Source organism: Oscillatoria sp. FACHB-1407 (assembly GCF_014697545.1).
Classification (GTDB): Bacteria; Cyanobacteriota; Cyanobacteriia; order Elainellales; family Elainellaceae; genus FACHB-1407.
This window is the reverse complement of record NZ_JACJSA010000007.1, coordinates 324,962-340,336: the sequence shown is the minus strand read 5'-3', so window position 1 is coordinate 340,336 and position 15,375 is coordinate 324,962. Positions and strand designations below refer to the sequence as shown.

At 49.1% G+C, this 15,375-nt stretch carries 8 protein-coding genes; 2 read left to right on the top strand and 6 right to left on the bottom strand.

Annotation, left to right across the window (positions count from 1 at the left end):
* The first annotated feature begins 193 nt into the window (after positions 1-193).
* Positions 194-634 carry a VOC family protein gene (locus tag H6G89_RS14520; RefSeq protein ID WP_190507419.1) on the top strand — a complete coding sequence of 147 codons (441 nt, stop codon included), beginning with the start codon at positions 194-196 and terminating at the stop codon, positions 632-634.
* Here H6G89_RS14520 and H6G89_RS14515 read toward each other — a convergent pair.
* The 6 genes from H6G89_RS14515 to H6G89_RS14490 all read right to left on the bottom strand — a co-directional run bounded on the left by H6G89_RS14515 (position 631) and on the right by H6G89_RS14490 (position 12,858).
* Entirely contained in the window at positions 631-1,257 is a 627-nt protein-coding gene (locus H6G89_RS14515) for an esterase/lipase family protein (RefSeq protein ID WP_190507417.1), read from the bottom strand. The two genes, H6G89_RS14520 and H6G89_RS14515, sit on opposite strands and share 4 nt — an antisense overlap.
* Positions 1,258-1,335: 78 nt before the next feature.
* On the bottom strand, positions 1,336-7,500 hold the full coding sequence (locus H6G89_RS14510) for a hybrid sensor histidine kinase/response regulator (RefSeq protein ID WP_190507415.1): 6,165 nt from the start codon (positions 7,498-7,500) through the stop codon (positions 1,336-1,338).
* Between the two features lie 189 nt (positions 7,501-7,689).
* Positions 7,690-10,467 carry a methyl-accepting chemotaxis protein gene (locus H6G89_RS14505; RefSeq protein WP_190507413.1) on the bottom strand — a complete coding sequence of 926 codons (2,778 nt, stop codon included), beginning with the start codon at positions 10,465-10,467 and terminating at the stop codon, positions 7,690-7,692.
* Between the two features lie 43 nt (positions 10,468-10,510).
* Positions 10,511-11,065 carry a chemotaxis protein CheW gene (locus H6G89_RS14500; protein WP_190507411.1) on the bottom strand — a complete coding sequence of 185 codons (555 nt, stop codon included), beginning with the start codon at positions 11,063-11,065 and terminating at the stop codon, positions 10,511-10,513.
* A 10-nt stretch (positions 11,066-11,075) separates the two neighbouring features.
* On the bottom strand, positions 11,076-11,441 hold the full coding sequence (locus H6G89_RS14495) for a response regulator transcription factor (RefSeq protein WP_190507409.1): 366 nt from the start codon (positions 11,439-11,441) through the stop codon (positions 11,076-11,078).
* A gap of 118 nt (positions 11,442-11,559) precedes the next feature.
* The gene (locus tag H6G89_RS14490) at positions 11,560-12,858 is read right to left on the bottom strand and encodes a response regulator (RefSeq protein WP_190507407.1); all 1,299 of its coding nucleotides are present in this window, start codon (positions 12,856-12,858) and stop codon (positions 11,560-11,562) included.
* A gap of 753 nt (positions 12,859-13,611) precedes the next feature.
* Between H6G89_RS14490 and hmpF the strand changes: the two genes are divergently transcribed.
* Positions 13,612-15,357 carry a pilus motility taxis protein HmpF gene (gene hmpF / locus H6G89_RS14485; protein ID WP_190507405.1) on the top strand — a complete coding sequence of 582 codons (1,746 nt, stop codon included), beginning with the start codon at positions 13,612-13,614 and terminating at the stop codon, positions 15,355-15,357.
* Positions 15,358-15,375: the final 18 nt, after the last annotated feature.

The following is a 15,375-nucleotide window of genomic DNA, read 5'->3' as shown; positions in this document are numbered from 1 at the left end:
ATCGAGGAGTTCAGGTCGAAAAGTCATAGTACGAGTGTCTCGGGTCTAGTAGTTCATTAGATCTCATTTCTGACCTTTGACACAATCTAATTTACAATCCCCTTTAATCCTGTACATCCACCCCTCTACTCCCTTACCCCTCCACCCTTTACCCTTTACTCCCGCACGCTCTGTTCATTCCGCACGTTCCTCTATGCAAACCATCTTTCACCTCGCATTTCCTGTCACTGATATTACTCAAACCAAAGATTATTACGGCAACGGGTTAGGCTGTGCGATCGGACGAGAGAACGCAACTTCTGTCATTTTGAATCTTTACGGGCATCAATTGGTAGCCCACCTAGCTCATGAACCGTTAGAGCTGCAACGAGGCATTTATCCCAGGCACTTTGGGTTAATCTTTAACGCTGAATCTGATTGGGAAACCTTGCTAGAAAGAGCACAACGTCAGGGATTAGCGTTTTATCAACAACCCAAGGAACGCTTCGTCGGCTCACCCCTCGAACACCGCACCTTCTTTTTAGAAGACCCATTCCATAATTTGATGGAATTCAAGTTTTATCGTCATTCCACTGCCATTTTTGGTGAGGTGGAATACAGCGCGATCGGTGACCCAAAAGCTCAGCAGGGCTAGCTACCTTTTGGAGTGGGCTGATTCCTCAACGGTTCTAACAGAGCTTTCTCAATTTCCTTCAAAACTCTGCTGTCGGTCACCATAAGAGGATGTAACACCACAGGCACAATCACCTCACGCCCTACATCAATGTGAGAGCTACTAGCCGGAACAATCATCAAATCCAAGGGTGACCAGATAGACGTGAAATTGATGCGCTCCAACATCGCTGCATCGTAGTTAAGATTCCGCAAAAATAAACTGCCCCGTCGCATCTGATTACATCCAAGATTGGGGCGAAAGTAAGCAGTGAAGGTTCCCTGATGAGGCGAAGCAATGGTGATAAACCGCTGTACTCGTTGAATACCGCCTAGTCGCTGAACATAGTAGCGGCTAACAATACCCCCCATGCTAAACGCCACCAAATCAAACGGTTGATCTGGTGCAAAGGTTTTATTGGCGTAGTCAGCGATTTGATAGGCTAACTTGTCGAGTCCTTCATCCCCGTTGTTGGGTTCTAAATCGATACTGTGAACTGCCCAACCCTTGCCCTGCAAATAGGGGGTCATGCGCTCAAACAAAGCAATAGTGTCATCAATCCCATGAATCAGCAAGACAGGATTGCGGGAGGCACGAGTGTTCATGAGAGTGGAGGAAAAATTACATCTCTAGCTTAACCAGGGGTCATTGCCCCTGGCTAGGAGATGATATTACACACAGGGCTAACTGGCAGAGTTAACCAGCACTTCCCCTTTTAACATCCGCTGAGCTGCATCCAGCAAGGCTTCTTCCAGGTAGGGCTTCGTAAAGTAGCCTTTCGCCCCAAGTTGAATTGCCATTTGACGGTGGCGATCGGCACCTCTAGAGGTCAGCATCGCGATCGGCAAGTGGCTAAGGCTGGGGTCTTTCTGGATACGGGACAACAACTCCAATCCATCCATCCGGGGCATCTCGATATCACAGAACACCAGATCGCAGGGCAGACCGGAGCGCAATTTTTCCCACGCCTCCTGACCGTCGCGAGCTTGCTCCACACGATAGCCAATCTTGTTGAAGGTCATCGAGAGCAATTCTCGGACAGTAATGGAGTCGTCTACGATCAACACTGTTGGCTCGGTCTTGGTTTCCAAAACTTCTGGAGGAGCCTGGTCGGCATCCTTCTCCCAGAGAGAGCTACCAGCTTCGCGACGAATCCGCCCCAGTGACAGGTCAATCAATTCCAGAACATCGGCGATCGGCATAATCCGCCCATCCCCTAAAACAGTTGCCCCGGCAACTCCAACGGGCTTCGGCACCGGACCTTCCAATTGCTTGATTACAATTTCCTGTTCGCCTAGTACCTGATCTACTTGCAGTGCCAGGAAGTTGCCTGCATTGCTCCGCAAAACAACTACTGAGACGATGTCTTCTTCCTGGTTACCTCCGTAGACACTCCCCCGTCCCAAATTACGGTTGTACTTCAGCAATTCAGACAAAGGTTGGAAAGGCAGCAGTTGATCACGCCACTGAATACAGGGACGATCTTGAGCATCCCGTTGAATGCGTTCCTTGGGAACATCCAACATATCCTCAACCCCATCCATTGGGAAGGCAATCCGGGCGCGGTTACTAATGCAACACAGTGCCTTGGAAATACTCAGAGTGAGTGGCAATCGGATGGTAAACGTTGTGCCTCGACCGATGGTGGAGTCAATGTTAATAACCCCTCGGATTTCGTTGAGGCTGGTGCGGACGACGTCCATACCCACGCCACGACCCGCAAAGTCATCGGCTCGGTCTTTAGTACTGAAGCCATGATGGAACAGCAAGTCGTACACATCCAGGCGAGACATATCGCGTGCCTCAGTCGCCGTAATTAGTCCCTTTTCGATCGCCTTACGTTTCACCGTTTCTGGGTTAATCCCAGCCCCATCATCGCTGACGGAAATCACGGTCTGGTTTCCTTGGTGGAAGGTACGAACCGTAATGCGACCCATTGGGTTTTTGCTAGCAGCAGCCCGCTCTTCTGGCGTTTCAATACCGTGGGTAATGGCATTGTTCACCAGGTGAGTCATCGGGTCATAAAGTTGCTCCAGAATCATCTTGTCGATCAGCGTCTCTCGACCTTCAACAACTAACTCTGCCTGCTTGCCACACTTCAAAGAAATGTCACGCACCGCACGCGGTAGGCGATCGGCAGTCTGAGCAAAGGGCACCATTCGAGAACGGGTCAGCCCTTCTTGTAGTTGAGTGGTAATCTGCCGGAAGTTGCGAGTGACCTGATCGGTTTCATCCACAACGAAATCAATGTCAGAGGCAGATTCCCGCACTCGGACAATTAACTCGATCATCTCTTGGGAGAGGGTATGAAATCCGGTGAATCGGTCCATCTCCAACGCATCAAAGCTAACCCCTGTAGCATGACTGGATTGGGAAGCTCCACCATTGCCCTGAGATGACATCTGATAGCTCTTGCGGCTAGACAACAGCGAGCTTTCGAGGAGCGATCGCTCATACAGATCCCGCATCCGTTGTCCTACATCACCCAACTGCTGTACCTGATACAACAGGTTATCGAGGAATTGCCGCAAACGTTCTTCTGCCTGTTCTAAGCTGTTGCGGTTAACAACCAGTTCCCCAACCAGGTTATTCAAGTTATCGAGGTTTTTGACCGAAACCCGCATCGTTTGGTCACTCAAAACCCCTCTGGTTGGGCGAACTTTGTTGCGGCTAGGAGCTAAGGAGGGACCTCGCGCACCCCGCGTTGTGGGGGAACCACCTAACGTCTGGTCTGCATTCTCTAGCAATTTCTCCAGATCATCAAATTCACTGACACCGCTAGAGCGAGGAGAAGGAGTTGGTTCGACAATCGGAGGAGAAGTCGGCGTTTCACTCAGCAACAGATCCAGATTGGCAAACTCATCATCTTCCTGAATGCCAGTGGTGGGTTCTGAGGCAGAATCACCCGCTAAGAGCGCATCCAAATCAGCAAAGTCATCGACATCTGCCGCTTCAGCTGATGTGAGGCTAACCGAATCAGGCTCAACCAGATTGTCAGCTTCATTCAGACTGGTCAAACTGTCATCCAGCAGAGCATCTAGATCACCAAAGTCGATAACATCAGCGGTTGCTGTATCTGAAGCGATCGCCTCCGCATCATCTCCATCCGTTGTCTCACCATTCAATAATGCATCCAGCTCTGCCAGATCATCCAAATCAGAAGAGTTCGTTGCTCCATCCAGTTCCGCCGTTCCACCAAGAATGGCAGCAAATTCATCATCCTGAAGGCTTGCCCCGCCCAGTGCCTCGTCTACATCCAGCGTAATTTCACCCAAATCAAGACCTTCCAAATCGCCAAAGCCAGGAGATGCAGTGGCTTCATCGGGTTGTTCATCGAAGCTGAAAATAGCCTCATCTGACAGATCCGCTAGTTCGGGCTCAGAGGATTGCTCGTCAAAGAAGATAGATTCACCGAATGCAGCATCCAGGTCAACCACCTCCTCGTTAGAAGGGTTGCTTTGCAGCATTTCAGATAACCCTGCCTCTAAATCTGGACTCATTTCGGTTGACACCGAGGCATTGTCTGTCACCGGATCAGGGTTCAAGGCAAGATCAAATCCCAAGTCTGACGAGTCTTCAGCGGTTATATCGATTTCAGGAAGATCAAGACCCAGATCAAACCCTAAGGCTTCACTAGCAGCAACCTCCTCAGTGGACGGAGCATCCTCACCCACATCAAACCCTAAATCGAACTCCGACGCTTCACTAGCGGGAGCATCAACGTCAAGCTCAGCCACATCAAACCCTAAATCGAACTCCGACGCTTCACTAGCGGGAGCATCAACGTCAAGCTCACCTAGAGCCAACCCTAGATCGAACTCCGACGCTTCACTAGCGGGAGCATCAACGTCAAGCTCACCAAAATCGAAGGTTAGCTCTGAAGATGAATCTGATGAGGAGTCCATGTCGAAGACCAAGCCTTCATCAGTGATGTCGGTTGTCTCAGATGGCTCAGAGGAGAGTCCATCAATGTCTAGAGCATCCAAATCGGCAAGTTCTAAATTTTCCAGATCAACGATCCCATCCTCCGTTGCGGCAGACTCAGGAATCTCATCCAAAAGTGAAGGATCAAACGTTGAAGCGTCATCATCAAAGAGCTGCGAGAGATCTGCCTCTGGTGACTCTTCAGTAGCCGAAGCCTCTGTCAAATCGAAGGACATATCAAAGGCAAACGGATCATCAAGTTCTCCACTCTCCTCACCCAACAGGTTTGCCAGATCCGTCTCTTCGTCAGTGGAGTCCTCTGTTAAAAGCTCAGTCAGTTCAGCCTCGGTGGCTAACAAATCCTCAGGTGCGATCGCCTCAAGCGGAGATATGCCTTGCATCGCCGTATCGACATCGGTGTCGAGCTGCATTGAGGGCAATTCGAGATCATCAAAAGCAAACGGCTCAGATAGACTAGCATCGTCGGTTGCGATCGTCCCATGATCAGGGCTGGACTCATCGCCAAACAGAAGAGCTTCTAAAGCTTCCGATTCATTTTCTGAAGGCTGCTCTAAAACAACATTTGCATCGTCTGTCCAAAGGTTGTCCGATAGATCGGGAGCACTGTCTAAATTGAAATCGAGAGGTTCAACGTCCGCTTGGAGATCTTCTAACCCAACAGCAAAGGGATCGGGAAGCGGTTCTTCAGAAGTTACCTCAACCCGTTGAACGGGTGGAACGGCGATCGCAGGTGTGGACGCATCATCCCACAGGTCTGAAGTAACGTCTTGATCCTCTGGAACGCCAGCATCGATCGGTTGTGGCAATTCAAGTTCTTCTTCAGCATCAAGAGCTGCCCAGGCATCAAAAGCTCCGGTGACAGATGGCTCTGTTGAATCTTCAGATTGAAGATTAGCCACGTCTTCTTGAATCAGTGCTTCGATTAAATCGCTATCAGCCGACAGATCTTCTAAAACCTCAAAATTACCGTCATCAGCGAAGTCTAAATCAGTGTTGCCCAGCGTAAACGGATCATCTTCTAAAATTTCACCGAAGTTACTATCACTTCCGGAGGCAACATCAGGGTTACCAAACGCAAACGGATTATTGAGATCGGAGGTTGTAGCTGGAGGGAGGTCATCAAAGGGGTCTGCCAACATATCAAACGGATTCCCCCCAGAGGATGTGGGAGACACCACTTCATCTGTTACTTCATCCAGGGAAGCTGAACCAGGTACTTCATCCTCCTCCAAATTCAAGAGCATTTCACCCAGGTCTTCCAAACCACCCATTTCAGCCGACGCAACATCATCGGTTGGTGAAAAGGGCATTGAGTCTAAGCTGCCCAACAGGTCGTCCGAACTCCTCTCTTCAAGGACCAACTCTTCAAGCATGGGAGGGTTGGTAGGTGGCAAATCCGCCAATAGTTCTGGTAGGTCTGCCAAACCATAAGGTGGAGTATTCTGAGCAGAGCTGCTACTGGTATAGCTTGTAGCCGAGGTATTGAGCAGATCAGATAGGTCGTCCTCATCCTGAGTGGGTTCTAACTCCAGCTCTTCCAGCTCATCTGGATCGTCCAGCAAGTCAGCAAAATCGTCGGTAGGTGTTAGCTCCTCAAACAACCCTGTGGAGGCATCTCCTATGACTTCTTCTTCCTGCCAAGTCATGCCCAAGTCGGGCACCTCGCCTTCAAATAAATCTGCAAGGCTATTGAGTTCCGCTAGCCCAACCTCTGGACCATTGTGATCGATGGCAGGAGGGGCAGCGGCAGTTTCATCCAACTCGTCGCCAAAGCCCAAATCATCGGCGGCCATATTAGCTGTCGATGCAACATCCAGGTCAAAATCTAAGTCAGTCACTGTTTCTGACTGAACGAACGTACCTGAGTTTAACCAGTCGTCATCCAACGGTTCCAGCGTTTCAGCAACAGGTTCAGCATCATTGACAATCGAAGCGAAAGACCCTTCCGGCTCCAGATCAAATTCGATAAATTCTGGTGCACTATCATCTTCAAAATTAATTTCCGCTAGCAGATTAGCGAAGTCATCGATCGGCTCTTCTTCGATCGCCACAGGAACGAGTGCCTGCAAGCCATCACTGCAACAAATCTCAGCGGCTCGTTGCGCCAATACCAATTCTTGAGCCTGTTTGACATCTTTAATCAAAACAGGAGCCAAGGTGCGATAGGTATTATCGGGATTGGTGACTGCTTTCTCTGCCAGGTTTAGCAGCTCTACCCACTTGGGCAAGTCAAATTGTTCTCCAGCTTGAGCCAGAGACTGGCAAATTTCCTTTAACTGTTGCCGACTGCCAGTGTTGTCTGCCTGCTTAAACAGTTGCAACATATCCCGCAAACGGGCTGGGACATCGCTTTGAAAGACTAATTGCAGAGCACTTTCTTCTTGAGCCACGCTGGGAGCAGGGCGAGCAACTGCAACGGGTATCGGAATAACAGTCGGAGTACCCCCCAACTGCACATCTTCGGGAGGGGTTCCCCCGGCTTGACTGACCAAAAGACTCAGGTGCTCATTCAATGAGTGAAAGACTGGCTCAACCTCTGCCATTGCTTCTTGAGCTTTGTCATCGGTTAGTCCAAACGGTCCTTGTAATTGTTCAATCAGTTCTTGTAAAGTATCAAAGACTCTTAAAAACAGAGACTCCAGTTTCTGGTCAACCTTAACTGGACATTCCTTCAATACTTTGAAGTAGTCTTCTAAGCGGTGGGCGGTTTGTTGGATACTCCCCAACCCCAACATGGCGGCTCCGCCTTTCACCGAGTGGGCTGCTCGAAACACCTCACTCACCATTTCTGAGTCTTCAATGGTGCTTTGCAGGCTCAGCAACCCTTGCTCTATGGTATTGAGGTGGTCTTTTGCCTCCTCAATGAAATACCCCATGATCCGCTGTTGTTGTTCTGACTGCATTGCAGTACCCCTTTGTTAAACTTGGGCGATCGCCTTGTATGTTGAAGATGTTTAAGATCGAATGTCACCGATCTTTGAGGATAGTGTGCCCCTCTCGATTTTAAAATCAGTCTTAATTGACCTAATTTACCCGATCCCACCTAAATCGACATCAAAATCACGTTTGAGTCTCTGCCAAAGATTACATCCTTAAACCTTTTCTACCCGGAATCGTTCTACAGAAGCTAACAAATCGCGGGCAACACCCACCAGACTTTGTAGGGAACCCGACACTCGCTGTGCTTCTTGAGAGGTTTCTTGGGCGGTTAACTCGACTGATTGCATAACCTGAGCCACCGCCCGAGAGGTTTCGGTTTGCTCAACGGTATCTGCTGTAATCGATCGCACCAGAACGTCGATGCGGTTTGACACCTGAATGATATCTTCGAGCGATCGCTTGGCCTGTTCTGCCAATCGAGTCCCCTCAATTACCTGCTGGGTGCCTTCCTCCATCGCCGTCATTACAGAGCCGGTTTCACTTTGAATCTGTAATACGATTTGTTCGATTTCTTTAGACGCCTTAGCAGCCCGGTCGGCTAACTGACGCACCTCATCCGCAACGATCGCAAAGCCTCGTCCCGCTTCTCCCGCTCTTGCCGCCTCAATACTGGCGTTTAAAGCAAGCAAGTTGGTTCGAGAAGCGATCTGCGAAATCAACGCCACAATCTTAGAAATTTCTTGCGACGATTCTGCCAGTCGCTTCACCTTACGAGTGGTTTCTGCCACCGTTTCCCGAATTTGCAGAATACCGGATACTGTTCGTTCTACCGCTTCGCCTCCTTTTAAGGCGGTGGTCGATGCGGTGCGAGCCACTTCCTCCGCTTCACGGGCACTCTCTGCTACCCGCTGAATCGAGTCGGTCATCACCTGTACCGAGTTAAGCGTCACCGCCAGTTCCTCCGCCTGACGCAACGCATCAGATGAGAGCGATCGCGCAAAAATCTCGTTCTCCGTAGAACTCTTCGTTACCTGCCGAGCGGCAATTTTCACCTGTTGCACGATTTCTCGCAGGTTTTGAATCGTCAAGTTGAACGAGTCAGCAACCGCACCCAACACGTCAGCCGTCACCTCCGCCTGCACAGTCAGGTCACCTCGTGCTGCCCCTTCTACATCGTCCAGTAAGCGAATCACCTGACGCTGCAAATCTTCTTTGGCTTGCTCTTGCTCTTCTGCTTTGCGTTGCGCTTCACTAGTCGTGGTCAAAATAACTCGTGCCATCTGGTTAAAGCCAGTAGACAGTTGACCAAACTCATCCTGTGAATACACAGAAGCACGGGCTGTCAGGTTACCCATGGCAACAGCATCAAACTGGGATTGCAAATCAGTAACAGAACGCTTGATTTGTCGGGTCGTCGCACCCCCCATTAACCAGGCAGTGCCAAAACCTGCTGCTCCAGCCGCCAGTGTCATCCAAACCCCGGCTCGACTGAGATAGCCCGACACAACCTCACGTTCTTGCGGAGGCGCGCTGCTGGTCACAACCAGATTGGATGCAAAACTAACAGTTGCCACGGCAACAGCAGAGATCACCCCCGTTGAAAGGGCAATAATCAGTTTTTTGCGGTCTAATGGAGCATTTTCAAGGAACGCGAGTGGACCTTGATCGACCGTGACTTCAGGTTCGATACTGCGGGTATCCGTTGGGGTTGTAAAGGCAGGTAGCGCATCCGATGCCCCTGGGATACTAAAGATTTCATCATCTCGAATGACTGAGTGATCAGTCCCCTCACTGAAATCAAACCCCATATCGCTAGTGGTAGTAGGTCCACTGGTGGCGGGAGCCGAGTTAAACCCAGAACCAACCGAAGGGCTTGTAAATCCAGCAGAATGGTCAGACAAGTCAAAATCAGGCAGACTGCCTAGGTCATCAAATTCATCAAATTCATCGAGGAAGTCAACGCTGCTGCGTCCTGTACTGGATGCAGAGTTGCTGGCATAGGTCGAATCATCGCTGGGATTAAATTCATCGAGATCAAACCCATCGTCATCAGCCGCCACAAAGGTGCGATCGTCCTGTTCGTAGAAGTTAGCTGCTCCAAAGCTAGCCGCATTTGACGAGCTACTTAAACCTCCGTTAGGTTCGTCATAGCCATAGTTGGTTTGAGATTCAGGCTCTGCTGCAAAATCATCTGCACCCATGAAGAAGGTTTCATCATCAGAGGGGTGATGGGAGTTTGCAGCCCGACCAGTCGAACTGGAATCGGAGTAAGAAGCGTAATTGGCACTCGAAGGAGTTGCGAAAGCGTCGTTGAAGTCGTCTAACGGAGATTGAAAATCACTGTCGTCAAAGGTGCCAAAGGCATCACTCGCGAATTGATCGGAATTGCTGAAATCACTTAGACCTGCATCATTAAAGGCAGGATCAACCGCAAACGGGTCATCTGTTGTCTGAGCAACTGTGGCACCAGAATATGAACCTGATGAACCGAAGGGGTTTGTGGACGCACTTTGAGCACTGTTACCACTAGCAAAATCATCGGCACTATCGAGATCAAACTCAGCAAAATTGAAGTCTCCACCATCGGATTGACTGGCTAAATCTTGCCAGCTATCTCCTTCATCTGCCCCATAAGACTGGGAGATCCCGGTGCTGTCAAAATCATCGTCAATATCAGCAAAGCCCATGTCTTCGCCTGTGGGTGCATCAGCTGCACTGAACTGGCTAGCATAGGCAAGCCCATTGTTAGCGTAGTCTATATATTCTGGATCAGAGGTTAGTCCCAATACCGCTTGATATTGATCGCGAGCTACGTCGTACTGTTGCAATCCATAGCAGTAGATATGCCCCCGCAAGAGATGGACGTTTGGGTCACTCGGGTATTCTTCGGCTAGGCGATCGATGATTGCGGCTGCCTCTTCATAACTGCCTGTCATGTAGGCTTTTTCAGCCTTTTGATATTCCTGTGCGTATTCAGTGCCTGATCCCATTTGCCTTCTCCTGCCCGTGCAAATATCTAATAGTGCTAGAAGTTCATGCTGCCCACCGCGCCGATCGAAGTATCGCCACTTGATCTAGCAGTCGCAGGTGGCGATGCGAAGCGTCCCCTTTGGAGGGGTCACTCTCCTTACTTTGCAGCCATTCACCCCGGAGGAAAGGAGCCATTCCATCTGGAACATTCGTTGGCATTTGCAACTCTTCAACATCCAACCAAACCATTCCTACAATCCGGTCAACCGCTAAACCTAACATGGTATCTTGATCTTCAACAGCTATGACTGAAATCTCCGACCGATCTGTACTGAGGGCAGTCGGATCTCCCAGAAACTGACCGAGGTCAGCCACCCAGATGACACGTCCTCGCACATTCAGCGTACCCAGAAGTAGGGGAGAAACATTCGGGATCGGTGTAATCCGGTCGGGTGGAGATGCAATAACTTCCCGGATTCCAGTCGCAGGTAGAGCAAACTCGTCTCCCGAAGTTACAAAGAACCTCAAATGCAACTCACCTTCAGGACTTTCAAGCTCTTGGAATTCGGGAGCTTGATCTTGACCTCTACCTGTTAAAAAATCCGGATTCCCAATCATTACACTCAACCTACCCTCGCAAAAGCTGTTTCACGGTGCCAACCAATTCTGTCGGTTGAAATGGCTTGGCAATATAAGCATCTGCCCCCTGTTTCATTCCCCAGTAGCGATCGAACTCTTCTCCTTTAGACGAGCACATGACGACTGGAATGCTCTGAGTTTTAGGATTTGCCTTTAACTGGCGGCAGACTTCATACCCATTCATTCGAGGCATCACAATATCGAGCACCACTAAATCAGGACGTTGACCCTGAATTTGCTCAAGTGCTTCTACTCCATCACTGGCGACTGTGACATCCAGACCACTTCCTTTGAGCAAATCTGTAATCATTTCCCGTTGGGTTACGCTATCTTCTACGACTAAAACTGTACTCATAACTTTAATGATTGCTACCCAAATATTAACTGGGATTTTTTCCCACCCTAACGATATGCCTCGTAAACCAAACTACCGTAACCCTAAACCAGAGAACTTAAATTCATATCGTTTATTATCAGCCGTAAGACACCGATGGAGTAGAAGATGATTCAGTGATATCAATTTCTAGCTCATCTTCCAAGGCTTCTTCCAGTAATTTTTCGGGTTTTGGGCGATTTGGGTCTCCCAAACCAACGTACTTTTCGACTAACATGAGTAGCTCACTTTCCCCAAAGGGTTTTGTTAGATAATCAGTTGCTCCGACCATACGGGCTTTAACGCGATCGATAAATCCATCTTTTCCAGTCAGCATGACGATTGGGGTTTGACGAAAAACAGTGGAGCGACGAAGCATGGCACAGATTTCGTAACCATCCAATTCTGGCATTGCAATATCGCACAGAATTAGATCGGGTTTTAACTGAAACACTAAACTTAACGCTTTGAGTGGGTTACTGATGGCAGTTGCCTCGTACCCATGTTGGCTCAAAATGTATTCCACCGTTTTTCGGATGGTTGCTCCGTCATCAATACAAACCACCCGTGGAATTTTGTTGCGTTGACCGAGCCCAAATTCATCATTGGCAGGCGTCGCGTCGCTCGATGGATCAGGGAGCATCTGGACGTAGCCCTGTTGAACGTAGGGATAAATAGCTTTGGCGACCGTTAAAACATCTCGGTTGAGATAACGAGCCATTTGCCGAATCGAGGTTGTGCCATCAACCCATCGCACTAACGTTTTGAAAGTTGTTTCGGTGAGGGTTTCGCGCAACTGCTCAGCATTCGCGATCGCAGGACACTGGCTCGGTGATTGAATGTGGGGGTGAAACTGCTTCCACTCCTGGATCTGCTTCATGATCGTTATCACCAGTGGACCGACCTCCAGCGTCGTGAGTTGCGGAGACAGGGCAGGGCTAATTTCAAAAATGAACGACCCTTGATGCAGACTCAGCAAGTCGAACAGAGTTTCGTGCACCATGTTTTGAATAATGGAGCGTCCCTGAGTCGGGGTCAGGATGTGATTTTCGATGAGAGCCCACAAATGCCCATATTCAGGAGCATTCACCGTGGCGATCGCTGATACACTGACGCGATCGAGAGCATCTTCTAATTTGTAGCGGCGGAGATAGTCTCGGAGGCGAGCCAGATTGGCTCCGCTATCCCCCGCATAAATAATGTGACCGTTGAGAAAAAAGACAAACCAGGATTGAGTAATCTTAGCAGGACGATGGGAAGCCGTTCCCCCAGCAGGGTAATCGCCACCGGTTGCCATAGCAGAGCCGTACGCTTCTACAAACAGCTCACCAGTCCGCTGACCTAACTCAACCAGCTGTAAAATGCTACGGATGTCTATTTCACTCAACTTACCCTGCATACAGCTAGAACACTCTCCGATGACAGCTTAATTGAGATTTGATCTGCTCGTTTTCGCACTACACCACAATCTTATGTATTTAAATCTCATGCGTTTAAAGAAGTCTCATTAAAAAATTTCAACAATCTGACTGTGGGTAGATAGTAATAAGCATAACCTAATACACCTCAAAACCTGCTTGTAGAAACGGTTGAGTCCCATACCGAATAGAACTCTTCTTCCATTCCACCTAAGACAATCAATTTTTATTCTTCAAATAGTATTGATGATTAGCCAAGTGGGGCAGATTTGTATTGATTATTAGCATCTGATGTCATTGATATCACAACTATCCCTCATAGTACGGTTAGGATTGAGGAGTGTGTTTGACCAGTCCTAAAGCTCAAGAGATCCCTATTCTGATTGCAACTTCTCATTGCAACTTTTGAAAAAGCTTGCTCAAAGCGAGTTTTGAAGAGTATAAAGGAGCATAACCGAGCTTGCTCTATATTCAGACAACCTACCTCTTACCTTTCAGGTAGTGAGTTTATCAATCAGCACTAAATGTGAAAGCAAGATTGGCAAATTGCAAACTATACTAATTTAGCTGGACTTGTGAATAGCCCCCCAGTCCCGCTATTACAATCAGAATACTGGGGTACGCTATATTCAATAGCCCCTGCCCTACTAGACTGAAATCAACAATGCGGGCAAGTGGCTGAGACAGTCAAACTATCGCAGAATCGGCTATAGACACGAAAGAGGAATAGCGGTGTGCTGTATCTAGCGGAAGTACAGAAGAAGACCAGGGTTATTGGAAGCGGTAAAACTGAACTGAAGCTATTAGCTTGTCAGCGGACGGAGCAGAGCTGGAGTGCATTGCCTGGCGAGGAGGTGATTCCTGCACCTGATGATGCAAACTACAACGCTGGGGTGCTGGTCATGGTTGAGTTGACAGCTACTAAGCAAATCCAGCGTCACACAGAGGCAGGACGGCAACTCGTCAGCATCTTGCAAAACTTTTCTCGGCTGCAAGAGAAAGCCAAAACCCAAGAGGAAGAGATTGAGCAGTGGAAGCAATCTCTCACCTATCAGAGCCAGGAGCTCAACCGTCGGGAAATGGAAATGGAAGCCCGACAAGAGCAACTGCAACAGATGGAAGAAGATTTCGAGCGGTTGGAACAACAACGGCATGAAGTCGAAACAACTCGCGAAGAAGTGCAGCGTCAGCGAGAGGAGTTTGAACGCAAGAGCCAGGAGCTTGAAGGAGCTTGGGCTCACCTCCGGGGAGAGATGAGTCGGTTTGAAGAGCGACAAGCTGAGATGACGCAGTCGGCTGTATTAGACGAGCAGCAGTCCTATTACATTCAAGAACTGCTGAATCGCTTGTCAAGTGCGGTAGCTCCTACTGAGTCAGTCCGTGAGGAGTTAAACCAATCCTTTGATGTCTTGTCTTACCAGCAGGGCAGCTTAGAGAGCTACTACCAGGAGCTAGAACAACAACGAACCAGTGCTCAACAACTCCAGGATGAGGTCGATCGCCAAGCTAACGATCTACACCATCGCTGGCAGGAGTGGCATACCAGCCAAGCCCATCTGGAACAACTTCGAGCAGATTTAGCCTCACAAAAAAGCACTCTAACCCTCAAGCAACAGCAGGAAAGTTCCATTAAAGGGCAACTGGAAAGCCAAAATATCCTTTATCAACACCTAAAGGCCGCCTCCGGTGATTTGACGGCAGATCCTAAATTGGCTGAGTTAGAGACAATCCCTCTGGAAGAATTGAAGAGCATTACTCAGGATCTTGAGCGAGAGCTTGAGAAAATGTCTCGTTTTGTTAATAGTCAAGAAGAAGAGTTATCGCTGCAACAACAAGCGATCGATCAACTCAAGGAACGCATTCAACAGGCAAGCGAGTACGATCGCCTCCAGCTCGAAACTGAGTTGGCAGATGAGCAGGAAAGTTACAAAATGCTCAACGAAACCCTCGTGGGGCAACGTCGTAACCTTCAAGATCGGGGAGCCACTCTCAAACAGCACCAAATCATTCTGGCGCGCCGCCAGGGAATTGCTACTCCAGATAGCTCCAATAGCAGCATTGATCTAGGTCCGGCTATCAGCCAATTAGAAAGCATCAAGCAGCAACAAGAAGCCGAGTTGCAAGCCTTACAGACTGAGATTCAGCAGTTGACAGGTCAAGTTGAACAGGCGCAGCAGGCTGTCGAGCAACAAGCCGTTGATCAGGAGAATCAGCGCAACGAGTTGAAGCAACTGGAACAACAGTTGGTGTCTCAACGGGCTGCCGCCGCTGAACTGTGGGGTAAGGTGAATACCTATCAAGCTATTCTTCAACCCACCCAGGATGGGGTCACGAACTTAAGACAAAAACTAGAGTCAATTACTCAGGTCATGGCTCAGTTCCAGGAGGCAAGCGATTATCAGCTTCAGGCGATCGCCGAGATGCGACAAGTGATTGCAAACTTGATGGGCAACCAATCACCCGAATATGCGACCTCCTAGATTGGTGAGTGGTCAATA

What these genes read in the sequence shown, in the direction of transcription:
- H6G89_RS14510 (WP_190507415.1), bottom strand. Translation starts at nt 7,500, where the DNA reads ATGCAGTCAGAACAACAACAGCGGATCATGGGGTATTTCATTGAGGAG.
- H6G89_RS14495 (WP_190507409.1), bottom strand. Translation starts at nt 11,441, where the DNA reads ATGAGTACAGTTTTAGTCGTAGAAGATAGCGTAACCCAACGGGAAATG.
- H6G89_RS14520 (WP_190507419.1), top strand. Translation starts at nt 194, where the DNA reads ATGCAAACCATCTTTCACCTCGCATTTCCTGTCACTGATATTACTCAA.
- H6G89_RS14490 (WP_190507407.1), bottom strand. Translation starts at nt 12,858, where the DNA reads ATGCAGGGTAAGTTGAGTGAAATAGACATCCGTAGCATTTTACAGCTG.
- H6G89_RS14515 (WP_190507417.1), bottom strand. Translation starts at nt 1,257, where the DNA reads ATGAACACTCGTGCCTCCCGCAATCCTGTCTTGCTGATTCATGGGATT.
- H6G89_RS14505 (WP_190507413.1), bottom strand. Translation starts at nt 10,467, where the DNA reads ATGGGATCAGGCACTGAATACGCACAGGAATATCAAAAGGCTGAAAAA.
- H6G89_RS14500 (WP_190507411.1), bottom strand. Translation starts at nt 11,065, where the DNA reads ATGATTGGGAATCCGGATTTTTTAACAGGTAGAGGTCAAGATCAAGCT.